General features: G+C 73.3%; 23 protein-coding genes and 1 pseudogene. 15 read left to right on the top strand and 9 right to left on the bottom strand.

Annotated features, from left to right (window positions below):
- Window positions 1–206: 206 nt before the first annotated feature.
- The 5 genes from polA (at window position 207) to pgfA (ending at window position 6,924) form a co-directional block, all read left to right on the top strand.
- Window positions 207–2,933, top strand: coding sequence for a DNA polymerase I (gene polA, locus ACZ5CZ_RS24975; RefSeq protein WP_468946103.1), 2,727 nt, complete (start codon window positions 207–209; stop codon window positions 2,931–2,933).
- Window positions 2,934–3,193: 260 nt separating this feature from the next.
- Window positions 3,194–3,559 carry a hypothetical protein gene (locus tag ACZ5CZ_RS24970; protein ID WP_385843050.1) on the top strand — a complete coding sequence of 122 codons (366 nt, stop codon included), beginning with the start codon at window positions 3,194–3,196 and terminating at the stop codon, window positions 3,557–3,559.
- A gap of 303 nt (window positions 3,560–3,862) precedes the next feature.
- On the top strand, window positions 3,863–5,623 hold the full coding sequence (locus ACZ5CZ_RS24965) for a lytic transglycosylase domain-containing protein (protein WP_468946099.1): 1,761 nt from the start codon (window positions 3,863–3,865) through the stop codon (window positions 5,621–5,623).
- A 143-nt stretch (window positions 5,624–5,766) separates the two neighbouring features.
- The gene (locus tag ACZ5CZ_RS24960; protein WP_385843052.1) at window positions 5,767–5,901 is read left to right on the top strand and encodes an SPW_0924 family protein; all 135 of its coding nucleotides are present in this window, start codon (window positions 5,767–5,769) and stop codon (window positions 5,899–5,901) included.
- Between the two features lie 27 nt (window positions 5,902–5,928).
- Window positions 5,929–6,924: a cell envelope lipid trafficking protein PgfA gene (gene pgfA / locus ACZ5CZ_RS24955; RefSeq protein ID WP_468946096.1), complete on the top strand. Its 996-nt coding sequence runs from the start codon at window positions 5,929–5,931 to the stop codon at window positions 6,922–6,924.
- Here pgfA and hrpB read toward each other — a convergent pair.
- A complete protein-coding gene (gene hrpB, locus ACZ5CZ_RS24950) occupies window positions 6,914–9,487 on the bottom strand; it encodes an ATP-dependent helicase HrpB (RefSeq protein ID WP_468946093.1) in 2,574 nt (857 codons plus the stop codon). The two genes, pgfA and hrpB, sit on opposite strands and share 11 nt — an antisense overlap.
- 70 nt (window positions 9,488–9,557) lie before the next feature.
- Complete coding sequence (locus ACZ5CZ_RS24945) at window positions 9,558–10,442, bottom strand: class I SAM-dependent methyltransferase (protein ID WP_385843056.1); 885 nt, start codon at window positions 10,440–10,442, stop codon at window positions 9,558–9,560.
- 320 nt (window positions 10,443–10,762) lie between these two features.
- On the opposite strand from ACZ5CZ_RS24945, the gene rpsA reads away from it, so the two are divergent.
- The 4 genes from rpsA to ACZ5CZ_RS24925 all read left to right on the top strand — a co-directional run bounded on the left by rpsA (window position 10,763) and on the right by ACZ5CZ_RS24925 (window position 14,620).
- Entirely contained in the window at window positions 10,763–12,253 is a 1,491-nt protein-coding gene (gene rpsA / locus ACZ5CZ_RS24940) for a 30S ribosomal protein S1 (protein WP_385843057.1), read from the top strand.
- Window positions 12,254–12,448: 195 nt separating this feature from the next.
- Window positions 12,449–13,387: a PAC2 family protein gene (locus ACZ5CZ_RS24935; RefSeq protein ID WP_385843058.1), complete on the top strand. Its 939-nt coding sequence runs from the start codon at window positions 12,449–12,451 to the stop codon at window positions 13,385–13,387.
- A gap of 125 nt (window positions 13,388–13,512) precedes the next feature.
- The gene (gene coaE, locus ACZ5CZ_RS24930; protein ID WP_385843059.1) at window positions 13,513–14,124 is read left to right on the top strand and encodes a dephospho-CoA kinase; all 612 of its coding nucleotides are present in this window, start codon (window positions 13,513–13,515) and stop codon (window positions 14,122–14,124) included.
- Between the two features lie 115 nt (window positions 14,125–14,239).
- Entirely contained in the window at window positions 14,240–14,620 is a 381-nt protein-coding gene (locus ACZ5CZ_RS24925; protein ID WP_385843061.1) for a tetratricopeptide repeat protein, read from the top strand.
- A 26-nt stretch (window positions 14,621–14,646) separates the two neighbouring features.
- On the opposite strand, the gene ACZ5CZ_RS24920 is transcribed toward ACZ5CZ_RS24925, so the two are convergent.
- Entirely contained in the window at window positions 14,647–14,943 is a 297-nt protein-coding gene (locus tag ACZ5CZ_RS24920; RefSeq protein ID WP_385843062.1) for a DUF6343 family protein, read from the bottom strand.
- Window positions 14,944–15,035: 92 nt separating this feature from the next.
- Complete coding sequence (locus tag ACZ5CZ_RS24915; RefSeq protein WP_385843063.1) at window positions 15,036–15,656, bottom strand: RNA-binding S4 domain-containing protein; 621 nt, start codon at window positions 15,654–15,656, stop codon at window positions 15,036–15,038.
- A gap of 159 nt (window positions 15,657–15,815) precedes the next feature.
- Between ACZ5CZ_RS24915 and ACZ5CZ_RS24910 the strand changes: the two genes are divergently transcribed.
- A complete protein-coding gene (locus ACZ5CZ_RS24910) occupies window positions 15,816–16,511 on the top strand; it encodes a uracil-DNA glycosylase (RefSeq protein WP_385843065.1) in 696 nt (231 codons plus the stop codon).
- A 44-nt stretch (window positions 16,512–16,555) separates the two neighbouring features.
- On the opposite strand, the gene ACZ5CZ_RS24905 is transcribed toward ACZ5CZ_RS24910, so the two are convergent.
- Together ACZ5CZ_RS24905 and ACZ5CZ_RS24900 are read right to left on the bottom strand one after the other, a co-directional pair.
- A complete protein-coding gene (locus ACZ5CZ_RS24905; protein WP_385843066.1) occupies window positions 16,556–17,008 on the bottom strand; it encodes a GNAT family N-acetyltransferase in 453 nt (150 codons plus the stop codon).
- On the bottom strand, window positions 17,005–17,430 hold the full coding sequence (locus tag ACZ5CZ_RS24900; RefSeq protein WP_385843067.1) for a RidA family protein: 426 nt from the start codon (window positions 17,428–17,430) through the stop codon (window positions 17,005–17,007). The genes ACZ5CZ_RS24905 and ACZ5CZ_RS24900 overlap by 4 nt, the downstream gene beginning before the upstream one ends.
- 207 nt (window positions 17,431–17,637) lie before the next feature.
- Here ACZ5CZ_RS24900 and ACZ5CZ_RS24895 point away from each other — a divergent pair, with 207 nt between their 5' ends.
- Window positions 17,638–18,438, top strand: a complete 801-nt coding sequence (locus tag ACZ5CZ_RS24895) for a nucleotidyltransferase domain-containing protein (RefSeq protein ID WP_468946085.1) — start codon at window positions 17,638–17,640, stop codon at window positions 18,436–18,438.
- A 220-nt stretch (window positions 18,439–18,658) separates the two neighbouring features.
- Here ACZ5CZ_RS24895 and ACZ5CZ_RS24890 read toward each other — a convergent pair whose 3' ends face one another.
- Window positions 18,659–18,988 (bottom strand): hypothetical protein, encoded by a 330-nt coding sequence (locus ACZ5CZ_RS24890; RefSeq protein WP_468946083.1) that lies wholly within the window; start codon window positions 18,986–18,988, stop codon window positions 18,659–18,661.
- Between the two features lie 263 nt (window positions 18,989–19,251).
- On the opposite strand from ACZ5CZ_RS24890, the gene ACZ5CZ_RS24885 reads away from it, so the two are divergent.
- The 4 genes from ACZ5CZ_RS24885 to ACZ5CZ_RS24870 all read left to right on the top strand — a co-directional run bounded on the left by ACZ5CZ_RS24885 (window position 19,252) and on the right by ACZ5CZ_RS24870 (window position 23,520).
- Window positions 19,252–21,135 carry an FUSC family protein gene (locus tag ACZ5CZ_RS24885; protein ID WP_468946081.1) on the top strand — a complete coding sequence of 628 codons (1,884 nt, stop codon included), beginning with the start codon at window positions 19,252–19,254 and terminating at the stop codon, window positions 21,133–21,135.
- A gap of 116 nt (window positions 21,136–21,251) precedes the next feature.
- On the top strand, window positions 21,252–22,418 hold the full coding sequence (locus tag ACZ5CZ_RS24880) for a cytochrome P450 family protein (protein WP_468946079.1): 1,167 nt from the start codon (window positions 21,252–21,254) through the stop codon (window positions 22,416–22,418).
- Between the two features lie 130 nt (window positions 22,419–22,548).
- A complete protein-coding gene (locus ACZ5CZ_RS24875) occupies window positions 22,549–23,196 on the top strand; it encodes a DUF899 family protein (RefSeq protein ID WP_468946077.1) in 648 nt (215 codons plus the stop codon).
- A 153-nt stretch (window positions 23,197–23,349) separates the two neighbouring features.
- On the top strand, window positions 23,350–23,520 hold the full coding sequence (locus ACZ5CZ_RS24870; protein WP_385843074.1) for a hypothetical protein: 171 nt from the start codon (window positions 23,350–23,352) through the stop codon (window positions 23,518–23,520).
- Window positions 23,521–23,610: 90 nt separating this feature from the next.
- Here the strand turns inward: ACZ5CZ_RS24870 and ACZ5CZ_RS24865 are convergent, their stop codons facing one another.
- Together ACZ5CZ_RS24865 and ACZ5CZ_RS24860 are read right to left on the bottom strand one after the other, a co-directional pair.
- A complete protein-coding gene (locus ACZ5CZ_RS24865) occupies window positions 23,611–24,009 on the bottom strand; it encodes a hypothetical protein (RefSeq protein ID WP_468946274.1) in 399 nt (132 codons plus the stop codon).
- Between the two features lie 317 nt (window positions 24,010–24,326).
- Window positions 24,327–24,917, bottom strand: a pseudogene (locus ACZ5CZ_RS24860) (ATP-binding protein); the annotation flags it as partial.
- Window positions 24,918–25,108 lie beyond the last annotated feature (191 nt).

Genomic DNA, 25,108 nt, shown 5'->3' with positions numbered 1-25,108 from the left:
GGCTGGGTGTGAGAAGTACGCCGACGATCCTCCCACGAGGCACCGACAACGGGCCCGGGCGGGCGTGCGGGGACCGGAACCGTTGCCCACCGCACCGGTGGACTCGCGCTCCGGGCCGCCGCCGGTCCGCCGGTCCTGTGGCGCCCCTCACAGCCGCCGGAGCCGAGCGGCCCGGACTGTCAGTGCGGCGTGGCAGGATCGGGGACGTGGCAGAGACAGCACCGAAGCAGACCGACAAGACCCCCGGCGGCACCCGTCCCCGGCTGATGCTCATGGACGGGCACTCGCTGGCCTACCGCGCGTTCTTCGCGCTGCCCGCGGAGAACTTCACGACCGCGACCGGCCAGCCGACGAACGCGATCTACGGCTTCGCGTCGATGCTGGCCAACACCCTGCGTGACGAGGAGCCCACGCACTTCGCGGTGGCCTTCGACGTCTCCCGCAAGACCTGGCGCTCCGAGCGCTTCACCGAGTACAAGGCGAACCGCTCCAAGACCCCGGACGAGTTCAAGGGCCAGGTCGAGCTGATCGGCGAGCTGCTGGACGCCATGCACGCGCCGCGCTTCGCCGTCGACGGCTTCGAGGCGGACGACGTCATCGCCACCCTCGCCACCCAGGCCGAGGCCGCGGGCTTCGAGGTGCTGATCGTCACTGGTGACCGCGACTCCTTCCAGCTGGTCACCGACCACATCACCGTGCTGTACCCGACCAAGGGCGTCTCGGAGCTGACCCGGTTCACCCCGGAGAAGGTTTTCGAGAAGTACGGCTTGACGCCCGCCCAGTACCCGGACTTCGCGGCGCTGCGCGGCGACCCGTCCGACAACCTGCCGGGCATCCCCGGCGTCGGCGAGAAGACCGCCGCGAAGTGGATCAACCAGTTCGGGTCCTTCGCGGAGCTGGTCGAGCGGGTCGACGAGGTCAAGGGCAAGGCCGGGCAGAACCTCCGCGACCACCTGGAGGCCGTCAAGCTCAACCGCGTCCTCACCGAGCTGGAGCGCCAGGTCGAGCTGCCCAAGACCGTCGCCGACCTGGAGCGGGCGCCGTACGACCGCAAGGCCGTCGCGATGATCCTGGACACCCTGGAGATCCGCAACCCGTCGCTGCGCGAGCGCCTCTTCGCCGTCGACCCCGGCTCCGAGGAGGCGGAGACCACCCCGGTCGCCGCCGACGGCATCGAACTGGACGGCGCGATCCTCGGCAGCGGCGAGCTGGCCGGCTGGCTCGCCGAGCACGGCACCGGCACCCTGGGCGTCGCCACCGTGGACACCTGGGCGCTGGGCGCCGGCTCGGTCGCCGAGGTCGCGCTCGCCGCGGCCGGGGGAGCGGCCGCCTGGTTCGACCCCGCCGAGCTGGACCAGACCGACGAGAACGCGTTCGCCGCCTGGCTGGCCGACGCCGGCCGCGCCAAGGTGTTCCACAACGCCAAGGGCGCCATGCGCGTCTTCGCCGAGCACGGCTGGAGCGTCGAGGGCGTGACCATGGACACCGCGCTCGCCGCGTACCTGGTCAAGCCGGGCCGCCGCTCCTTCGACCTGGACGCGCTCTCCCTGGAGTACCTGCACCGCGAGCTGGCCCCGGCCGCCGCGGCCGACGGCCAGCTCGCCTTCGGCACGGACGAGGGCGCGGAGGCCGAGGCCCTGATGATCCAGGCCCGCGCGGTGCTGGACCTCGGCGAGGCCTTCGAGGCCCGTCTGGAGGAGGTGGGCGCCGCGGACCTCCTGCGGGACATGGAGCTGCCCAGCTCCGCGCTGCTCGCCCGCATGGAGCGGCACGGCATCGCGGCCGACCGCGCGCACCTCGAGGCGATGGAGCAGATGTTCGCGGGCGCCGTGCAGCAGGCCGTGAAGGAGGCCCACGCGGCCGCCGGCCACGAGTTCAACCTGGGCTCGCCCAAGCAGCTCCAGGAGGTCCTCTTCGGCGAGCTGGCCCTGCCCAGGACGAAGAAGACCAAGACCGGCTACACCACCGACGCCGACGCCCTGGCCTGGCTCGCCACCCAGACCGACAACGAGCTGCCGGTGATCATGCTCCGGCACCGTGAGCAGGCGAAGCTGCGGGTCACCGTCGAGGGCCTGATCAAGACCATCGCGGGCGACGGCCGTATCCACACCACCTTCAACCAGACGGTGGCCGCGACCGGCCGTCTCTCCTCCACGGACCCGAACCTCCAGAACATCCCGGTCCGCACGGACGAGGGCCGGGCGATCCGCCGGGGCTTCGTGGTCGGCGAGGGCTTCGAGTCCCTGATGACGGCCGACTACAGCCAGATCGAGCTGCGCGTGATGGCCCACCTCTCCGAGGACGAGGGCCTGATCCGGGCGTTCACCTCCGGCGAGGACCTGCACACCACGGCCGCCTCCCAGGTGTTCGGCGTCGAGCCGGCCGCGGTCGACGCGGAGATGCGCCGCAAGATCAAGGCGATGTCGTACGGTCTGGCGTACGGCCTGTCCGCCTTCGGCCTCTCCCAGCAGCTGAACATCGAGGCGGCGGAGGCCCGCGCCCTGATGGACGCCTACTTCGAGCGCTTCGGCGGGGTCCGCGACTACCTGCGCCGGGCGGTCGACGAGGCCCGGGCCACGGGCTACACGGCGACGCTCTTCGGCCGCCGCCGGTACCTCCCCGACCTCAACAGCGACAACCGCCAGCGGCGGGAGGCGGCCGAGCGCATGGCCCTCAACGCGCCCATCCAGGGCACGGCGGCGGACATCGTCAAGATCGCCATGCTCAAGGTGGACAGCGCCCTGCGGGCGGCGGACCTGAAGTCCCGCATGCTCCTCCAGGTCCACGACGAAATCGTGCTGGAGATCGCCCCCGGCGAGCGGGCGGCCGCGGAGGAGATCGTCCGCCGCGAAATGGCGAACGCGGTCCAGCTCAGGGCCCCCCTGGACGTCTCGGTCGGCGTGGGCCCGGACTGGGAGTCCGCCGCACACTGACCTGCGGCGCCTCAGCCCGGGGGTGCGGGCCCCGCCCCCGCCCCCGGGCCCCGGCCCCCGCGCGGGGCCCTCTGGTGCGTGGGCAAGCCCTCCCGCCGAGCCCCGCCCGCACCCCACAACCGGCCGGACCCCTACCCGCACCACACAACCGGCCGGACTGCCACCCCCGCCTCCCAACCGGCCGGACCCGCGGAGGGGGCTTCACTCACGTGGCCCCCGTCAAAACGCCCCGGGGCGTCCGCAGCCGCAACACTGCGGGCATGGGTATACGCATGCTCCACCGCCGGACGCCCAAGGCAGTCACCCGGGCCTGGGCGGACACCGCCTCGGCGTGGGCCCTGCCGGCCTCGCCGGTGGCGGCCCTCGCGGCCGACGCGAGCACCGCCCGCATCCCGGCCGACCGCGCCGCGACCGTCCGCCGGGCCGCCGCCGGTCTGCGCCGCCCCCTCCGCGCGGTTCGCAGACCCGACTGGCAGCAGTGGGCCGACCTGGCCCGCGGCTATCTCGCGCTCGCCCTCACGCTCGTCCCGCGCTCCCGCCCCCGGCCCACCGTGACCGTCTTCGTCGCGTCGCTCGGCGAGCGGCCGGCCGCTGCCCGGCCGTCGGAACCGGACCCCGGAGCCTGACCCCGCGCCGGCGCACGGAAGCACCCCGCCCGCCAACGCGCCCCGCGCCCCCAACCGTTGATCATCGGGCCGTCCGGTATATGGGACGGCGGTCCACACATGCATGGCAACGACAAGTTGGCCAACTGGTGAAAATCGGGCAGGAATGGCTGTCCGTGTCAACCAAGTTGTCGTAGGGTCACCTGGGCCCCCGCGGGAGGCGCGGAAACAGGGGCAACCACAGCACCACGTCAACCGTCACACCAGAGCGAGGCAGACAGGCGGAAGACGGACGCACGGACGTCCACGGGAGGGGTTCACTCTATGGCGGCGCACTTCGGCAGGCGGCTGCGCAAGGGAGCGGCGACCACAGCGGTGGCCGCGGCGGCGGTAGCGGCTCTCTCCGCGTCCCAGGCTCCGGGAGCGACCGGCGAGGACCACGGCAGACAGACGACCGCCGGCGCCTCCACCCCCGTACCGGACCGGACCTCCGACGACAACGCCACCGGCAACTCGCCGTACTACACGGACCTCCCCCCGCTGCACAGCCCCAAGCCGAGCCCCTCGCCGACCACCGGCCTGCCTCACGGCACCGGAACCGGCGAGGCGGGCATCCCGGCCACGGTCCTCGACGCGTACAAGAAGGCGGAGGCCGAACTGCGCACCGCCAAGCCCGGCTGCAACCTGCCCTGGCAACTCCTCGCCGCGATCGGCCAGGTGGAGTCGGGCCAGGCGCGCGGCGGGCGCGTGGACGCCGACGGCACGACGCTCCGCCCGATCCTCGGCCCGGTGCTCGACGGCAACGGCTTCGCGCTCATCAAGGACACCGACCACGGCGCGTACGACGGCAACAGCCAGTACGACCAGGCCATCGGCCCCATGCAGTTCATCCCGTCCACCTGGGCCTGGGCCGGCCGCGACGGCAACGGCGACGGCAAGAAGGACCCCAACAACGTCTACGACGCCGCCCTCGCCGCCGGCCACTACCTGTGCCGCAACGACTGGGACCTGTCCAGCACGGCCGGCCTGCACAGCGCGATCCTCAGCTACAACAACTCGCAGGACTACCTGAACACCGTCCTGTCGTGGATGGAGTACTACCGCAAGGGCACCCACTCCGTGCCCGACGGCACCGGCGACGTCCCGTCCCACCGCAGCGACAGCGGCAGCGGCACCCCGCACACGAAGTCCCCGAAGTCCTCGGAGCCGCACGGCGGGAAGCCGGCCCCCAAGCCGCATCCCAAGCCGGACCCGAAGCCGGCGCCGGACCCGAAGCCGGATCCCAAGCCGGACCCGAAGCCGGTCCCGACGCCCCCGCAGACCCCCACCGACACGGTGGACCACCTGGCGGACGCCGGCACCGGCAAGCTCACCGCGCGGACCGGCGACGCCTTCGCCGAGCAGATCGCCACCCGTGCCGAGACCAAGGCCGGCGCGTCCGTCGGCAAGGTCAGGGTCAGGTTCACCATCGCCGGGGACACGGACGCGACCTTCACCGGCGGCGAGACCGTCGCCACGGCCGTCACCGACGCCCACGGGGTGGCCAAGGCGCCGGCGCTCCAAGCGGGCCGGAAGACCGGCGACTTCAAGGTCGTCGCCACCGTCGTGGGCCGCGCGGTCAGGGGCGTCGCCTACACCGCCACCGTCACCGAGCGGGTCGCCGACACCCTGGCCCGCACCAGCGACACCGACCTGACCTGCACCCCGGGCGGCGAGTTCGCCGACCAGGTCCAGGTGAAGGCGACGTACAAGGGCGCCGTCGCGGACCGGGTGGCGGCCACCGCCACCCTGATCAAGTCCACCGACGACCCCACGGAGAACGACAAGGGCCCGTACTTCAAGGACGCCCACGGCAAGCCCGTCCGCACCCTGACCGGCCTGACGACCGACGCCAAGGGCCTGCTGACCCTGCCGAAGCTGTACGCGGACGACACCACCGGCACCTTCCTGCTCCGCATCACCACCCCCGGCGGCGGCACGCTCACCGTCGAGCTGAAGGTCTCCGCGGACGACACCTCGGCGAGCCCGAGCCCGAGCCCGACTCCGACTCCGACCTCGTCCCCGTCTCCCTCCGCCTCGTCCTGACCCGGCGGCTCCAGGGCGCCCTCTCCGCACCGGCGGGGAGGGCGCCCTCGTTCGTGCGTGCAGCGCTGTTCTCATCTCGCCCGCCCGTTGCTACGGTGCCGGGTCTGACACACCATCAGGAACGCTCCGCCGGGAGGCCCCGCATGCGCGCCCTCATCGCCGCCGCGACCGGTCTCGCCCTCGCGTTCGCCCTGGTCCTCACGATCTGCGCGACGGGCGCGCCGACGGGCCCCACATCCCCCAAGCCGCTGCTGACGACCGTGCCCGCGCACCCGTGACCGGGCCCGTCCGGGAGGGAGGCCGGAATGCGCCGCAAGGCCAGCCTGGTCCTGCTCGCCTGTGCCGTGTTCTGCGCGGCGCTGTCCCCGCTGCTGCGCTGGTACGCCTTCCCGCGCCTGGCCAGGATCCCCGCGAACCAGTACCAGGACATGGTCCTGGAGGCGAAGGACGCCACCCTGCTCGACTACGGCACCATGCGCGCGAAGAAGGTCTCCAAGGTCACCATCGTGCAGACCCTCAAGGGCGACACGGCGGCCGCGCGCAGGATCGGGAAGGCGGCGGGCCGGCCGGTCGTCGTCTGGGACGGCCTCTCCTACGTCCAGGGCCCCGACGGCAGGATGGTCTCCCGGATACCCGAGCGCTACATCTTCGACGCCCACAGCCAGGACCCGGTGCACGCCACCGGCGAGATGGTCGACGGCGACCCGGTCAGGCGGGACGGCATCGAGTTCAAATGGCCCTTCCTCACCCGGAAACGGGACTACGAGTACTTCGACGCGCAGACCCGCACCACCCGCCCCATCCACTACGAGGGCACCCGGACCTTCCGCGGACTGACCGTCTACGTCTTCGAGCAGACCGTCCCCTGGACCAAGGTGCCCTTCCCGAAGGCCATGCCCGTGCAGGGCATCACCCCCGAGTCGGTGGCGAGGACGGGCACCACCCGCTGGTACACCACCGTCCGCCGGTTCTGGGTCGAACCGGTCACCGGGGCGCCCGTCTACGGCGAGGAGATCCACCGGGAGGAGCTGCGCGGCGGCACCCTGCTCGGCGGCCGGGACCGGGTCACCGCGTTCGCCGGGCACGTGAAGATGCGCGAGGACTACATCGAGCACACGGTCGCGCTGGTCAGGCACAACCGCACCCTCGTCCTGACGCTCACCTCGTACGTCCCCCGGGGCTCGCTGCTCCTCGGCCTGCTGCTGTTGTCCCTGTCCCTGTACCTGGAGGCACGCGGCCGGCGCCCCCGGGACCCGGCGGACTCCGCACCGCGCGCGGAAGCCGAACCGGTCAGCGCCTGAGCCGCGCGTTGGTGTGCCGCGTGGGTTCCGCGGTCGCCGGGTCCTCCGGCCAGGGGTGCTTGGGATACCGGCCGCGCAGCTCCGCCCGTACGCCCTTGTAACCGTCCTTCCAGAAGGACGCGAGATCGGCCGTCACGGCGACCGGCCGCCCGGCGGGCGAGAGCAGGTGCACGAGCAGCGGCACACCCGCGACGACCGGCGTCTCCTCCAGGCCGAACATCTCCTGGAGCTTCACCGCGAGCACCGGGCGCTCGGGGTCCGCGTAGTCGATCCGGATCCTGGACCCGCTCGGTACGGCGATCCGTTCGGGCGCCAGCTCCTCCAGCCGCGCGGCGTCCCCGCTCGCCCACGGAAGCAGCCGCGCCAGCCCCTGCCCGGCGTCGATCCGCCCGAGATCGGCCCGCCGCCGGGCCCGGCCCAGCTCCGGCTCCAGCCACTCGTCCACGCGCGCGTGCAGCGCCTCGTCCGACACGTCCGGCCAGGGCGCACCGAGATGCCGGTGCAGAAACGCCAGCCGCTGCCGCAGCCCGACCGCCTCCTGCGCCCAGCGCAACAGCCCGAGCCCCTCCTGCCGGAGCCCGTCCAGCAGAGCGGCGCGCACCAGACCGGGCTCGACCTCCTTCAGGGGGCGTACGGCCAGCTCCACGGCGCCCAGCCGTTCGACGCGCCGGGCCACGACGTCCCCGTCGGCCCAGTGCACCTCGTCCCGCTCCGTCAGCAGCGCCCCGGCCGCGGCCCGTGCGACGTCCTCGGACACCGCGGCGCCGATCCGCACGCGCGCGTGGCCCTTCCCGGCGGGCCGGTCGGCGACGGCGACGACGATCCAGGGCGCCCCGCGCAACGCCGACCCGTCCACCGGCTCGGCCCGTGTCCCGGACACCATGAGGTACGACCCTCCGTCGAGCCTGGCGACCCGCTCGGGAAAGGCCAGCGCAGCCACGACTCCGACAAGCCGCTCCTCACCACCACCCGCCACCCCGACGGCTCCGGCCGGGCCGGCGCCGTCCCGCCGACGGTCCCGCGTGGGCGAGTGGGAAAGCCCGACCGGATGGGAAGGCTCCGCCGGGTGGGAAACCTCCCTCGACAGGGCCCGCAGCCGCCGCACCTCAGCGGCCCAGCGCTCCGCGTACGCGTCACCCCCACGCCGCGCCCGCCGCAGGGCCCCCGCGAGATCATCGCCGTACTCCCGGGGCACTTCCTCGGAGAGCAGGGCGACCACCTCGGCACCCGCGCCGGAGGTGTCGAGCAGCGCCCGCCCGAGCCGAGGGTGCACCCCCAGCCGGGCCAACCGCCCCCCGACCTCCGTGGCCCGTCCGGCGGAGTCCACCGCCCCCACCGCCGCCAGCGCGGCGCGCGCCGCCGCCATCGCCCCGCCCGGCGGTGGATCCAGCAGGGCCAGCCCCGAGGCGTCCGGATCGCCCCAGCACGCCGCCTGAAGGGCGAACGCGGTCAGATCGGCCACCTTGATCTCCGGCGCCGGAAACGCCGGCAGCCGCCCGTCCTCGGCCTCCGACCAGCACCGGTACACCGCCCCCGGCGCCTCACGCCCGGCCCGGCCCGCCCGCTGCCGCCCGGCCGCCCGCGACGCCCGTACCGTCGTCAGACCGCTCAGCCCGCGCGCGTGGTCCACCCGCGGCTCCCGCGCGAGCCCCGAGTCGACCACCACCCGCACCCCCGGCACGGTCAGCGACGACTCCGCCACCGACGTGGCCAGCACCACCCGGCGCCGCTCCCCGGGTGCGAGCACCGCGTCCTGCACGGCGGCCGGCGCCCGCCCATGCACCTGGAGCACGTCGACGTCGCCCAGCCCGCCCAGCTGTCCCGCCACGCGCGCGATCTCCCCGACCCCGGGCAGGAAGCACAGCACGTCCCCGTCCCGCTCCGCGAGCGCCCGCCGCATCACCGACGCCACATGGGCCAGCAGCGCCGGATCCACGCGCATCCCGTGCGGCGGCCGCACCGGACGGGCGGGCGGGGCCCACACCACCTCCACCGGATGGGCGACCCCCGCCGCCTCCACCACCGGAGCCCCGCCGAGCAGCCGCGCCCAGCCCTCCGCGTCCGTGGTCGCCGACGCGGCCACCAGACGCAGCTCCGGCCGCAGCGCCTGCCGTACGTCCCACAGGAAGGCGGCCGCCGTGTCCGCGTCCAGATGCCGTTCGTGGCACTCGTCGAGCACGACGACGTCCACCCCGGCCAGTTCCTGGTCCCGCTGCAACCGCTGGAGCAGCACGCCGGTCGTCACGACCTCCACGCGCGTGCGCCGGCCGGCGACCCGCTCCCCGCGCACCGTGAAGCCCACGCTCTCGCCGGGCCGCTCGCCCAGCAGCCACGCCATCCGCCGGGCCGCCGCACGCGCCGCGATCCGCCGCGGCTCGGCCACCACGACCCGTCGCGCCGGACCGTCCCCGACCAGCCCGGCCAGCACCAGCGGCACCAGCGTCGTCTTGCCGGTGCCGGGCGGCGCCACGAGCACGGCGGTGCCGGCGCCGTCCAGGGCGTCGGTCAGGGCGGGCAGGGCGGAGCGCACGGGCAGTGCGTCCAGGGCGTCGTAACGGATCACGCCCCCAGTGTCGTACGACGGCGGAAACGGCCCCTACGCGCGTGTGCCCCCGATGATCCGCAGAGGCCGGTCAGTCCCGCTCGCACACGAAGATCGCCGTCCCCGGGATCAGCCGGCCGCGCAGCGGGGACCAGCCGCCCCACTCCGCGGTGTTCCAGGCCGGCCACTCCGGCTCCACCAGGTCCACCAGCCGGAACCCGGACGCCACGACGTCCCGGACCCGGTCGCCGACCGTCCTGTGGTGCTCCACGTAGACCGCGCGGCCCTGCTCGTCCTGCTCGACGTAGGGCGTGCGGTCGAAGTAGGAGGCGGCCACCGACAGACCCTCGGGGCCCGGCTCGTCCGGGAAGGCCCACCGGATCGGGTGGGTCACCGAGAACACGAACCGGCCGCCCGGCCGCAGCACCCGGCGCACCTCGCGCAGCACCAGCCGCGGGTCGGCGACGAAGGGCAGCGCCCCGTACGCCGAGCAGGCCAGGTCGAAGGTGCCGTCCGCGAAGGGCAGCGCGGACGCGTCCGCGCAGACGAGCGGAAACGATCCGCCGATGCGCAGCGCGTGCTGCAACTGGCGGTGCGAGAGGTCCAGGGCCACCGGGCGGGCGCCCTGCGCGGCCAGCCAGCGCGAGCACTGCGCCGCACCCGCGCCGATCTCCAGGACCGCCCGGTCCTTCAGCTCCTCCGGCGGGCCGAGCAGCTCGGCCTCCACCTCGTCCAGCCCCTCCGGGCCCCACACGAAGCGGTCGTCCCCGAGAAACGTGCCGTGCTCGACCTGGTACTCGTCCGCGTTCCGGTCCCACCAGCCCCGATTGGCCCGCGCGCTCTCCGTCACACCGGCGTCACGCCGGGTGGCCTCCGGTTCGGACCCCTCGGGCCCGCCGTGCTGTTCCGTCTCCGACTCTTGGATGATCGGCTCCCTCGTCGTACTCTTCCGTCCAACCCGCCGGGGGTGTCTCACGGAAGGGTTGCCCAGGCCTGCGCGGCCAGTTGGGACGTTTTTTCCGCCGGGAATGCGGCGATCCGCCCTGGGGTGCGCTGTCGCGCATTGACCCTGTCCGGCTGCCCCCGTATGCTACAAGTTGCGCTGCGGGCCTGCGCACCTCAGACCTAGCAGGCTGCGCTCGCATCTGTTGTATGTCCCCTCGGTTCTCGAGGCGCCACCGGGCACCCGGTGCTCAAGTGGCGCTTCCTTGGCTGTCCGGCTTCATCAGAGCGAAACGGGCTCCCGGCGTAAGCAGTACCTACGACTTCAATGTCCGTACCGGAGCCCTTTCCCACATGACGAGCAGCACCGAGACCACCGCCACCACCCCGCAGGTAGCGGTCAACGACATCGGTAACGAGGAAGCCTTCCTCGCCGCGATCGACGAGACGATCAAGTACTTCAACGACGGCGACATCGTCGACGGCGTCATCGTGAAGGTCGACCGGGACGAGGTCCTGCTCGACATCGGTTACAAGACCGAAGGTGTCATCCCGAGCCGCGAGCTCTCGATCAAGCACGACGTCGACCCGAACGAGGTCGTCGCCGTGGGCGACGAGATCGAGGCCCTGGTCCTCCAGAAGGAGGACAAGGAAGGCCGCCTGATCCTCTCGAAGAAGCGCGCCCAGTACGAGCGTGCCTGGGGCACCATCGAGAAGATCAAGGAAGAGGACGGGATCGTCACCGGTACCGTCATCGAGGTCGTCAAGGGTGGTCTCATCCTCGACATCGGCCTCCGTGGCTTCCTTCCGGCCTCCCTGGTCGAGATGCGCCGTGTCCGCGACCTTCAGCCGTACGTCGGCAAGGAGCTCGAGGCCAAGATCATCGAGCTGGACAAGAACCGCAACAACGTGGTCCTGTCCCGCCGTGCCTGGCTCGAGCAGACCCAGTCCGAGGTCCGCCAGACGTTCCTCACGACCCTCCAGAAGGGTCAGGTCCGCTCCGGCGTCGTCTCCTCGATCGTCAACTTCGGTGCCTTCGTGGACCTGGGTGGCGTCGACGGTCTGGTCCACGTCTCCGAGCTGTCCTGGAAGCACATCGACCACCCGTCCGAGGTTGTCGAGGTCGGCCAGGAGGTCACCGTCGAGGTTCTCGACGTCGACATGGACCGCGAGCGTGTCTCCCTGTCGCTGAAGGCGACCCAGGAAGACCCGTGGCAGCAGTTCGCCCGCACCCACCAGATCGGCCAGGTCGTGCCCGGTAAGGTCACGAAGCTGGTTCCGTTCGGTGCGTTCGTCCGCGTGGACGAGGGCATCGAGGGTCTGGTCCACATCTCCGAGCTGGCCGAGCGCCACGTGGAGATCCCGGAGCAGGTCGTCCAGGTCAACGACGAGATCTTCGTCAAGGTCATCGACATCGACCTCGAGCGTCGTCGCATCAGCCTCTCGCTGAAGCAGGCCAACGAGTCCTTCGGTGCCGACCCGATGGCGGTCGAGTTCGACCCGACCCTGTACGGCATGGCCGCGTCCTACGACGACCAGGGCAACTACATCTACCCCGAGGGCTTCGACCCGGAGACCAACGACTGGCTGCCGGGCTACGAGAAGCAGCGCGAGGAGTGGGAGCGCCAGTACGCCGAGGCGCAGACCCGCTTCGAGCAGCACCAGCAGCAGGTCGTCAAGTCCCGCGAGGCGGACGCTGCCGCTGCCGCCGAGGGTGGCGAGGCTGCCGCTCCGGCCGCGACCGGCGGTTCGTACTCCTCCGAGGGTGCGGACACCTCCGGCGCGCTGGCCTCGGACGAGGCGCTGGCCGCGCTGCGCGAGAAGCTGGCGGGCGGCCAGAGCTGAGCGCCTGCCGCTCGGCCTAGCCGATAGCTGGTCCTGAGGGGCCGCACCTTTCGAGGTGCGGCCCCTCGGTCTTTTCCGCCCGCGCAGCTCTCCGTGGACCGGGGACCACCGCTCCCTGATCAAGAGGGCGTCCGCGGGAATGTCTGCTCCCGAAGCCGTGTTGTCGATGAACGGACACGAGGAGGAGCGGTCACAGTGCTTGATCCGCAGGGTTTGTACGCATGGGAGCCGAAGGGCCTCGCCGTGGTCGACATGGCGCTCGCCCAGGAGTCGGCCGGCCTGGTCATGCTCTACCACTTCGACGGATACATCGACGCGGGCGACACCGGCGAACTGATCGTCGACCGGCTGCTCGACTCACTGCCCCACCAGCTCGTCGCGCGCTTCGACCACGACCGGCTCGTGGACTACCGGGCCCGCCGGCCCCTGCTGACCTTCAAGCGCGACCGCTGGACCGACTACGAGGTCCCGGCCATCGAGGTCCACGTCGTCCAGGACGCCACCGGCGCCCCCTTCCTGCTGCTGTCCGGTCCCGAGCCGGACGTGGAGTGGGAGCGGTTCGCCGTCGCGGTACGGCAGATCGTGGAGCGGCTCGGGGTGCGTCTCTCGGTCAACTTCCACGGCATCCCCATGGGTGTCCCGCACACCCGCCCCGTGGGCCTCACCCCGCACGGCAACCGCACCGACCTCGTCCCCGGCCACCGCAGCCCCTTCGAGGAGGCCCAGGTACCGGGCAGCGCCGAATCGCTGATCGAGTACCGGCTGATGGAGGCCGGACACGATGTCCTGGGCGTCGCCGCGCACGTCCCGCACTACGTCGCGCGTTCTCCGTACCCGGACGCCGCACTGACCGCCCTGGAAGCGATCACGGCCGCCACCGGACTGGTCCTGCCCGGCGTCGCCCACGCCCTGCGCACCGACGCGCACCGCACACAGACCGAGATCGACCGGCAGGTCCGGCAGGGCGAGGAGGAACTCACCGCTCTCGTTCAGGGCCTCGAGCACCAGTACGACGCCGCGGCGGGCGCCGAGACCCGGGGCAACATGCTCGCCGAGCCGGCGGACCTCCCGTCGGCGGACGAGATCGGGCGCGAGTTCGAGCGGTTCCTGGCGGAGCGCGAGGGCGAGAACTGACCGCCGCCGGTTCGGCCGCCGGCGGCAGGGCCTAGGGTCCTTCTTTCGGATCAGGTCGGCTGCCGCGCCGGCGCCTTCTGGGCGACGCCGGCAAGATCCGAAAGAAAGGGCCTAAGCTTCCGCTCATGCTGACAGTGGGTCTGACCGGTGGGATCGGCGCCGGCAAGAGCGAGGTGTCGCGGCTGCTCGTGGAGCACGGGGCCGTGCTGATCGACGCGGACCGCATCGCGCGCGAGGTCGTGGCGCCCGGCACCCCGGGCCTCGCGGCCGTGGTCGACGCCTTCGGGACGGACGTCCTCGCCGCCGACGGCAGCCTGGACCGCCCCCGGCTCGGCTCGATCGTCTTCGCCGACCCCGACAAGCTCGCGGTCCTCAACTCGATCGTGCACCCCCTGGTGGGCGCCCGCTCCCGCGAGCTGGAGGCCGCCGCGGCCGATGACGCCGTGGTCGTCCACGACGTACCCCTGCTCACCGAGAACGGTCTCGCATCGCTCTACGACCTGGTGGTCGTCGTGGACGTGAGCCCCGCGACCCAGCTCGACCGGCTCGTCCGGCTGCGCGGGATGACCGAGGAGGACGCACGCGCGCGCATGGCGGCGCAGGCGACCCGGGAACAGCGCCGGGAGATCGCGGACATCGTGATCGACAACGACGTGCCGCTGGACGCGCTGGAGAAGCGGGTCGCCGAGGTGTGGGACACGCTCGTCCGCCGGGCGCACGAGGGCGCCGCGCGGTAGGCCCGCAGAGGTCTGGGGCGAAGGTCCGGGGCAGAGGTCCGGGGCAGAGGTCCGGGGCGGAATACCCGTTCCCGCTGGGGCGTTGAACCGGCGCAGCGAGGGAAGGATCTCTGCCGTGCCCGAGACCAGCGGTTCCACCGGAAGCAGTCCGGAGACGCATGTCATCGACTTCCGTGCCGCCGAGCAGTTGCTCAACGCACGGGACCCGCGGGGTGCGGTGAAGCTGCTCGACGGCGTCATCGCCGCGCACCCCGAGAACACCGCGGCCCGCCTCCTGCGCGCGCGTGCCTTCTTCGCCGCCGCGCAACTGCGGCCGGCGGAGCTCGAGTTCACCATCGTGCTGGAGCGCGAGCCGGACAACGCCTTCGCGCACTTCGCGCTGGCCCGCACCTATGAACGGCAGGGCCGCCCCGACCAGGCCAGACGGCACTTCCGGCTGGCGGCCGCGCTGGACCCCAACCCGGACTACCTCAAGGCGGCCCGTTTCGAGGACTGAGCGGGTCTGTCGGACATGCGGGGCGGTCAGGGGTGCCGGTGTCGTGGCGGTCCGGGATACGGAGGTCCGCTGTCCGGCGGCCGGTACGGCGGTATGTCCCGGCCCGGCTGGTAGTGCGGGCCCTGCCGGATATGTCTGACGATCATGGTCAGGTCGACGGTGGCCACCAGCCACAGCACCCCGCAGGCCGCGGCCCAGCCCGGGCGGCCGGCCAGCGCGAACGCCGTTGTCCCGAAGATCGCCCAGGTCACACCCCATACGCTCAGCCAGAACCGGGCCCGCAGAGCACTGCGCGCGGTCGCCGGTTCACTGCCTGTACGCATCGGATCACCACTCCTCCCTGCAACGTACTCTTCGAGAACGCGGCGCAGCAACGGGCTGCGGGAGGACTGGGAGCGAGGCGTGCCGGGCCGGCTCAGCGGCCCCGGCGTGTTCCCTCGCCGCCACCGGATCCGCCCGGACCGTCGGGGCCGGCGGCGCCGGTGAACCCGGTCGTGCGGCCGAAGGCGGCGAGGCCACGGAGGCGTTCCATGTCGCGGCGGTCCCGCTTGGTGGGGCGGCCGGCACCGCGGTCGCGCAGACCGGCGGGGGCGACGGCCTCCCGGGGCGGCGGCGGAGGCGAGTTGTCGACATAGCACTGGGTGGCCACGGGCGCCCCGACCCGCTTGCGGATCAGGCGCTTGACGATCACGACCCGTTCCCGGCCCTCGTGGCGCAGCCGGACCTCGTCCCCGATGCGCACCGAGTAGGCGGGCTTCACCCGCTCGCCGTTCACATGCACATGCCCGCCCCGGCAGGCGGCGGCGCCCAGGGAACGCGTCTTGATCAGGCGTACCGCCCAGATCCAGCTGTCGATCCGGACCGTCTCACCGGCTGCGGGTCCCGCGGCCTCGGCGGCGGCCACCGCCGCGGCGATCTTGGGGTCGAGCGGCTGCCCGTCGGAGGCACCGGGGGCCGCGGCGTCCGGGGCGGCCTTCACCTCGCCCGGTGTGCCGGTCCCACGGTTGTCGTTCTCGTCCGCGTTCTCGGAAGCCATGGTCCGACCTTAACGCGCCGAGCCCGGCGACCCGGACGGGTTTTCCGGCGACCCGAGTTGAAGAAGGGGCCCCTGCCGGAGAAGAGAAAGGGGCCGGTGCCGGGGAAAGGCATCGGTGCCAGGGAAGGGACCGGCGGAGATCGGGCATACCGTGGCCGTATGGACGACAGCAGCGCCCTTGCCCGGCTCGATCGGCGCATCGCGGGCTGCCGGGCCTGTCCCCGGCTGGTCGAGTGGCGGGAGGAGGTGGCCAGGACCAAGCGCGCCGCGTTCGCCGACTGGACGTACTGGGGGCGCCCGGTGCCGGGCTTCGGCCCCGCCGACGCCCGGCTGGCGATCATCGGGCTGGCCCCGGCCGCGCACGGCGGCAACCGCACCGGCCGGATGTTCACCGGCGACCGCTCCGGAGACGTGCTCTACCAGGCGCTGTACGACGTGGGGCTGGCCTCGCAGCCCACCTCGGTCCGCGTCGGCGACGGCCTGGAACTGTACGGCGTCCGCGTCACCGCCCCCGTGCACTGCGCCCCGCCGGCGAACAAGCCGACCCCCGGCGAACGCGACACCTGCCGGTCCTGGCTGGTGCAGGAGCTGACCCTGCTGCGTCCGACGCTCCAAGCCGTGGTCGTGCTCGGCGCCTTCGGCTGGCAGGCCGCGCTGCCCGCGCTCGCCGAGGCGGGCTGGACCGTGCCCCGGCCCCGCCCGGCGTTCGCGCACGGCACCCGGGTCGCGCTCGACGGGCTGGACCTCTTCGGCTGCTTCCATGTCAGCCAGCGCAACACCTTCACCGGCCGGCTCACCGCCGAGATGCTGCGCGAGGTGCTGCGTACGGCGGCGGGCGCGGCGGGGCTGCCGTAGCCCGCCGGTTGCAGGGCACAGCGGGCGGTTCGCCGGGGGAGCGCTCAGGGCCGCCAGACGTAGCGCACGTCCGGCTCGCGCTCCTCGTTGCCGCTCCCGTCGGTGGACTCGACGGCCGTGAAGCCGTGCCGCTCGTAGAAGCGGTGGGCGGGCTTGTTGACCTGGAAGGTCCACAGGGTCAGCCCGCCCGGGGAGCGCTCCTTGGCCAGCGTGACGAACCGGTCCCCGAGACCCCGCCCCCGCCACTCGGGAGCAAGGTACAGCTGGGACAGCAGCTCGCCGTCCAGCACCAGCACACCGACGATCCCCGCGCCGGCCGCCTCCGCCACCCAGGTCTCCCGCAGCGGCACCACGACCCGACGGAAGTGCTCGCGCACCTCGTCGTCGGTGCGCGGCCGGACGACCGTCGGCAGGGCCGCGGCGAAGGACCGCAGCCAGACATCGGCGGCGGCGGGCGCGTCGGCCGCGACGGCCCGCCGGAGTACGGCCTCGGTCATGACGGCGTCCCCTGTTCCCGTTCCTCCGGCACCACGGCCGTCGCCGTGATCTCCACCAGCTGCTCCGGGTAGCCGAGACAGCTGACGCCGAGCAGCGTGGAGGAGTGTGGTCCCGTGCTCAGGCCCGAGGCCTCGACCACCTCCCAGACCGAGGACAGCACCGCGGGCTGGTCGGTGACGACGTAGACATCGGTCGTGACCACGTGCGCCAGGTCGCTGCCGACGGCGCGCAGCTGCTCCGTCAGATTGGCGATCACCTGCCCGGCCTGGACCACCGGGTCACCGGGGCCGACGATCTCCCCCTTCTCGTCGAGTGGCACGGCCCCCGCCAGGAACGCGAGCTTCGTCCCCGCCGCGACGACCGAGGCATGGGAGTAGACGGGGGGCGGGAACAGAGCGGGGGCGGTGACGCGTCGGATCACTGGGCTGCTCCTCGAACGGACGGCGGGCAACCGTCCGAGGATCGCCTTCATCGCCCGCGACCGCATCCGGATTTCCCGCGCACCCGGCCCGCTGCGAGCGGCCCCCGTGCCCCCGTTCCGTCGGGCTCGCCGCCCGGAAAATGCCCGCCGGCACCGCTGACCGGGGCGTACGCTCCGGCGGGAATCCGACCGACCCGCGGAGTGTCCATGCCGTCCCTGCCGTGCACGCCGTCCGATCCGTCCGACCCCGACCAGGACTTCCTGGCCGCCACCGCCGACCGCCTCGCCGCCCTGCCCACCGTCCGCGCGGTCGCCCTCGGCGGCTCCCGTGCCCAGGGCACCCACCGCCCGGACAGCGACTGGGACCTGGCCGTCTACTACCGCGGCCCCTTCGACCCGGACGACCTGCGCGCCCTCGGCTGGGCGGGCGAGGTCTTCGAGGTCGGCGGCTGGGGCGGCGGCGTCTTCAACGGCGGGGCCTGGCTGAGCATCGACGGCCGGCGGGTCGATGTGCACTACCGCGACCTCGACGTGGTCGAGCACGAGCTGGCCGAGGCCGACCAGGGCCGCTTCCGGGTCGAACCGCTGCTCTTCCATCTCGCCGGGATCCCCACCTACCTGCTCGTCGCCGAACTCGCCCTCAACCGGACCCTCACCGGCGATCTGCCCCGCCCAACGGCCTATCCGGAGAGGCTGCGCCGGACCGCGAGCGAGCGCTGGCACGGCACCGCCCGTGCCACCCTCGCCTACGCGAAGGCGAACCACGCCCCCTACGGCCGCCTCACGGAAACCGCCGGCGCCATCGCCACCGCCGCCGCCCAGGCCGCCCACGGTGTCCTCGCCGCCCGCGGGGAGTGGGTGACGAACGAGAAGCGGCTGCTGGAACGCGCCGGCCTGCGCACCGTGGACGGCATCCTCGCGGCACTCTCCCAGGGACCGGAGCCGGACACCCTGACCGAGGCGGTCGCCCGGGCCGAGGCACTCGTCGAGCGGGCCGACCGCCCGTGAGCAGGGGATGAGGTCAGGCGGGGGAGGACGCCTGCGGTGTCCGCGGTCGGACGAGGCCCAGGCGGTGGAGGCGGCCTGGGGTGTCCGCGGCCCGACGACGCCCCGGACCGCCGTACCCCGCGCCGGTTCCTCGCCGCCGGCCACCATCGAGCCGCGATGCGGTGCACCGCCGCCAGGACGTGCGACGGCTCCGCGTCCAGCTCCAGGGCATGCTGGACGATCACCGTGCCGGTGCCGCGGACCGTGTGCCGGGTCTCGGGCGCGCCGCCCCGGGCGTGGACCAGATGGCCGCACAGGCGTAACCCAGCTGGTGCGCCCGCCAGTAGGTGAAGGCCTGTCTGCCCCCGGCGAAGAACCCCTCGGGGTCGGAGTGGGTCTTCAGGCGCTGCCGGGCGAGGCCGGTCGCCGACCAGATGCCGTTGCGTTTGACGAGCATTCCGGCGAGCACACAGTCGGAGGTCTGCCACACCCAGGTGTTCTGCCCCTTGGTCTCGTTCGCCGTCGGGCGGACCTCCAACTCGTCGGGATCGAGCGGGAAGTCGGCGACCACGCGCTGCCGGAGTTCGCTGAAGTGCTGGCGGGCCGGGCGGGCGCGATGAGCCGGCTCACCGCTGACCGCGTCCGATTGCGTTCAGGATTGCGTTCATAAAGAAACCACCCCGTCCCGCCACCTTTCACGCCTCCGAAACATGATCGCCCCGTTCCCGCCGGGTAGGGGACCTACCGTGGAAGCACGGCCCGCCGGCCACCGTCGTCCGAAGGCCCCGCCCGCCCTCGTACGACCTGAACCGTGCCCCTCGTACGACCCCAACCGTGAACAGGAGCCCCGTGTCCCGGCCCGCCGCACCCCTCTGGCTCACCCATGCCCTCCGTGCCCAGCGCGGACCCGTGCCATGGAACGCGGTGACCCGGGGTGCGCTCGCCGCCGGGCCGCTGGCGCTCGCCGGAGTGCTCACCGGCCGGGTCTCCCACGGCGTCATCGCCGCCATCGCCGCGATGCTCGCCGGCATCAACGACCGTCCCGGCAGCAGGCGCGCCTCCGTCAAGCGGCTCGGCGTGCCCGCGCTGGCCGGTGCGCTGGGGCTGCTCGTCGGCTCGTACGCCGGTCAGCTGGTCGGCGCCGTACCGCTCACCCTGGTGCTCACCGGGCTCGGGCTGCTCGCCGGCGGCATCAGCGCCGTCGGGCCGGTCGCCTCCGCCGCCGGCACCCAGCTGCTGGTCACCGCGGCCATCGGCGCCGGGACTCCGGCGGCCGACAGCGGCTGGCAACGGGCCCTCGCCTTCACCGCCGGGGCCGGCTGGCTGCTCCTGCTGCGGCTCGCCCTGCCCACACCCGGTTCGCTCGCCGGGGACTTCCGGTTCGACGGGGAGCGGTCGGCGGTCGCCGCCGTGTACGACGCGATCGCCGCGTTGCTCGACGCGGCCGGCGGTCCGCAGGCCACCGCCCGGCGGGCCGCGCTCACCGCCGCCCTCGACCACGCCCAGGACGCCCTCGCCGGACCCCGGCTGCGCCGGTACGCCAGTTCCGCCGCCGAGCGCCGGCTGCGCGCCCAGTACACCGCCGCGCTGCCCCTCGCCGAGGCCGCCACCGCCCTGTTCTGGGCCGGGGAGCCCGTCACGCCCCGCGCCGCCGAGGGACCACGCCGGCTCGCCGCGGCCGTGCGCGGCAACACCGGCACCGGCCCGCTGCCCGCGCCGCACCGGTCCGCACCCGCCCTGCGCGCCCTGGACGACGCCCTGTTGCACGCCGCCGAGGCCTTCGACGGGGGCACGGCCGCCGATCGCGAACCGGTCGGCCGCCCGCGCGGTCTCCGGGACGCCGCGCGGGCCGCGTACGGAGTCGGCGGACGCGAGTACGGGCTGCGCGTCGCCCTGTGCTTCGGCGCCAGTGCCGCCATCGCCCAGGCGCTGCACCACACCGGCTGGTACGGCCACCACCAGCACTGGTACTGGCTTCCGGCCACCACCGTCTTCCTCGTCAAGCCCGACCTCGGGCCGCTCGTCTCCCGGGTGCTGTGCCGGGCCGCCGGGACCGTGCTGGGCGCCCTGGTGTTCGCCGGGTTCGCCGCGCTGCTGCCCCGCCCGGCCGGGCTGATCGCGCTGGTCGCGGTGTGCGGAGCGCTCGTACCGGTGGCCACCCGGCACTTCGCCGCGCTGACCGCCGTCGTCACCGTCCTGGTGCTCGCCCTCGTCATGGTCGGCGGTGAGCCGCAGGCCTCCGCCGGCCGGATCGGCGAGACGCTGCTCGCCTGCGCGCTCGTCCTGGTCGTCGGACATCTGCCGATGCCGGGCGAGCGGGGCGCCCAGGTCCGGGCCCGCCTCACGACGGCCCGGAACGCCGCGCACGCCTATCTCACCCACGTCCTCGGCGAGTACGAGTCCGGAGCACCCGCCGAGGACGGCGGGTCCGGAGACACCCGCACCGAGCGCTGGGCGCTGCGCCGCGAGGCCTACCGCACCCTCGGCGAGGCCCGCACCGCCATCGCCCTCGCCGCCGCCGAACTGCCCGCCCTCGCCCGGCACACCGAGGGAACGGAGACGGTGGCCGACGCCCTGGAACGGCTCGTGGACACCACCACGGCCTGCGCGGTCCATCTCGACGACACCGGCCGCCTCACCCCCCGCCACCTCCGGCAACTGCGCCAGGCACTCGAGGCGTTGGGGGAGCGGGAGGTGCCGCTGCCGATCGCGGCCTAGCCCGGGCACGGTCTGCGCACCGCCGATGTGGCCGCCGCCGCAGGGGAGTTGGCGGCCGACGATGGCCCGGGCGGCGTGGTCGGGAGCGCGCCACCCGAGCCCGTAGGCTCCCTGCCATGGACCTCACGGACGGCCTCATCGAGCACCCCTACGACGCCTACCGGCGCCTGCGCGACACCGCGCCCGTCCACCGCATCACCGGACCCGACGGCACCCCCGCCTGGCTCGTCACCCGGTACGAGGACGTCCGGACCGCGCTCGCCGACCCCCGTCTCTCCCTGGACAAGCGGCACGCCGCACCCGGCACCTACAAGGGCTTCGCGCTGCCTCCCGCCCTCGACGCCAACCTCCTCACCATGGACCCGCCGGACCACACCCGCATCCGGCGCCTGGTCGGCCGCGCCTTCACCACGCGCCGGGTCCAGCAGTTGCGCGCGCCCATCCGCCGTACCGCCGACCGGCTCCTCGACGCGCTCGGCCCCCACGGCAGCGCCGATCTCATCGCCTCCTACGCCGCCCCGCTGCCCATCACCGTCATCTGCGACCTGCTCGGCGTGCCCGAGGAACACCGGCTGGACTTCCGGATCTGGACCGACACCCTCGTCGCCCCCGACCCGGCACGCCCCGAGGCGGCCCGCGAGTCGGTCGGCGCCATGCTCGACTTCTTCACCCACCTGCTCGCCGCCAAGCGGGCCGCCCCCGCCGACGACCTGCTCTCCGACCTGATCGCGGTACGCGACGAGGGCGACCGGCTCAGCGAGGACGAGCTGATGTCGCTGGCCTTCCTCATCCTCTTCGCCGGGTACGAGAACACGGTCCAGCTCATCGGCAACGCCGTCCTCGCCCTCCTCGACCACCCCGACCAGCTCGCCGCCCTGCGCAAGGACCCGGCGGGCATCCCGGCCGCCGTGGAGGAACTGATCCGCTACGAGGGCCCGGTCCTGCTCGCCATCCGCCGCTTCCCCGTCGAGGACGTGACCATCGCCGGGGTCACCATCCCGGCGGGGGAGACGGTCTGGGTGTCACCGTCCGCCGCCGACCGCGACCCCCACCGCTTCCCCGACCCCGACCGGCTCGACCTCTCCCGCGACGCCGCCGGCCATCTCGCCCTCGGCCACGGCATCCACTACTGCGTCGGCGCGCCCCTGGCCCGCGCCGAGACGGAGATCGCACTGGCCGCCCTGCTGGAGCGGTTCCCCCGACTGGCACTGGCCGAAGGGGAGGCGCGGTGGCGCCCCTCGATGCGCGCGCGGGGGCTGATGGCTCTGCCGGTGACGTACTGATCATTCCCGCAGGGCGACCGGAAGAACTCCGCGCGGCGACCGGAAAAACTCCGCGCGCGCCGATGAGTTCCCCGCCCGCCGACGGTCACCACCTCGGTCCGACCGTCGGACAGAGGGCACAGGAGGGCTCATGGCGCTTCCGGGGATCGTCTCGCGTGAGCAGTGGCGCGCGGCGCGCGAGGAGTTGCGGCGCAGGGAGGAGGCGGTCAGACGGGCGCGGGCGGCGCTGAGCGGCGAGCGGCGGCGGCTTCCCATGGTCGAGGTCGACCCGGAGTACGTCTTCGAGGGCGGCGACGGCAAGGCGACCCTCCTCGACCTCTTCGAGGAGCGGGCCCAGCTCGTGGTGCACCACTTCATGTTCGCGCCGGAGTGGGAGACCGGCTGCCCCTGCTGCGCCGGCTTTCTGGACCAAGTCGGCCATCTCGCCCATCTGCGCGCCCGGAACACCTCCTTCGCCGTGGTCTCCCAGGCGCCGTTCACCCGGATCCTGCCGTTCAAGGCACGGATGGGCTGGGCGGTGCCCTGGTACTCCTCGTACCACAGCGACTTCAACCGCGATTTCGAGGCGACCGTCGAGGCCGACGGCGGCGGCCCGGCCGAGCGGCCGGGCCTGAGCTGCTTCCTGCGCGACCGCGACCGCGTCTTCCACACCTACTCCGTGTACGACGACGCGCTGGACGAGCTGGGCACCACCGCCGGGCTGCTCGACCTGACCGTGCTCGGCCGCAACCCGGCCGGGAGCGACCGGCTGCGCCTTCACGACGAGTACGACTTCTGATACGGATGGTGCCATTGGTGTCGTAACGTGACCGGATTATCACGGTCCGCGCCGATTCGGTGTCGGCATTGTCTCAGTCCCGTCATCCGGCGAGCCCTTCGCCTTCTCCAGGGCGTTCACTCCTATGAGAACGACGTTTCCTGGAGGTGCGAGATGGTGAGCGGGCGAACGGTGCTCGAACGCTTTCCCGCCGGTGGTCCGCGCGGATCCTGGCCCGCCGAGGAGTTCGCGCACGCGCGGCGCCTGGAGGGCATGCCCGCCGAGGTCGTCATGGACCTCGCGACGGACACGTTCCTGGTGATCGTGCGCGAAGCCGCCGACTGAGCCGCCCGGGTGCGCGGCGGCAAGGGCCTCTCTTTCGGATCAGGTCGGCTGCGGGGTCGGCGCCTTCTCGGCCGACCCGAGAGAGAGGCCCTAGGCCGGCATCGCCCTCGACCAGTCCGGGGCGGTCCCGGTCGCCCGGCACAGCGCCAGGTACAGCGGGATCGGCGGGGTGTACGGGACCGTGCCGTCGGGGCGATGGATGAGCCGCGCGGTGCCGCTGACCTGGGCGCCGGGGGCGTAGTGGGCCGGCTCCGGCCAGGGGAGCGCGTAGTCGGAGTCCGACGGCACGATCCACCACCAGCGGGAGCCGTCGGCGTACACACAGCCCAGCCGGGGCAGCCGCGGCACGACAAGAGGCCCCAGCCGGTCGGGCACGGCCACGGCGTCGAAGCCGAGCGGAGCCGTCATGCCGTCCGGAATCCGCAGCCGACGAGCGTTCTCCGTGGCGGGCCGCCGACGCTGCAAGCGCACCAGGGTGTCCAGCCCGATCGACTGCTCGGACCCGGCCGCACCCGGCCGCTCGGCGCGTACGACGTCAGGCCGGCCGGTGCCGCTGGTGCCGGTCACGACTGCTCCCGCGGCCGGTGCTGTCCCGGAGTGCGGTGCAGCGGCTGCCCGGACGTCCCGAACCGCGGCCGGCCGGCGCCGCCATGCGTACGGTGCTCCGGGCCGTCGTGCGCGGGGTGCACGGGCTCGCCGTGGGTGGGGTGCGCGGAGTCGCCGTGTGCGGGGGGCTCCGGGCCGTCGTGACCGTGGCGCTCTTCGCCGGCGCACCCGGGACGGCGCTGTCGCGCTGTTCCGTCCGGGGTCTCGGTGGCCCCTTCCTCGCCGGAGTCCTGCGGGCGGCCCGGCTTGGGGCGCGCGCCCCAGCCGAGGTCGGCGCGGGGTGCGGCATCCTCCTGGGCCGGGTCGGCCTGCCGGGCCAGCTCGGCCCAGACCAGCAGTCCGGCCCCCTGCTCCTGGGCGCCCCAGGCCTGGCACAGCGCGTCGACGAGAAACAGCCCCCTGCCGTGCTCGTCATCGGGGCGCTGCGGCGACGGATGCGGTTCGCCGGGGGAGCAGCCCTCGTCGCGTACGGCTATGCGCACCATGTCGTCGTGGTCGTGCAGCTCGCACACCACACGGCTGCTCGCCGTGTGCACGATCGCGTTGGTGACCAGCTCGGAAATGACCAGGGCCGCGTTGTCGCAGGTGTCCGCGCCCACCGCCCAGCCGGCGAGCCGGGCGTGCGCCAGGCGTCTGGCCCGGGCCACGGAACCCGGATGCGCGGCCAGTTCGAAGCGGAACCGGCGCTCGGCAGCGTCCCGTGCAAGGGGGGCTCCCGGTGCGGCGCCGAGGCCGGGAAGGCCTGTGGCGGCGTCTGTTCCTAAGGGCGCGGACGGAATCACGCTTGCCACTATCTCCCTGCCCGGAACACTTGGCAAGTGTCACTCTGAAAATTGCAGAGTGCTGTGTGACTCGGTCGGAGGCCGTGGCACACTGCTCGCAACAGCATGTTGAGCGGCGCCAATTGGGACCACCGGAGTCCGACCCGGTCTTCGAATGAGTCTTCGAACGGCGCCGCAGGGCTGTCCGGATACTTGTGGAG

It is taken from the genome of Streptomyces sp. NPDC031418, assembly GCF_055581605.1.
The sequence above is the reverse complement of the archived record's forward strand: the minus strand, read 5'-3'. Positions and strand labels throughout refer to the sequence as shown.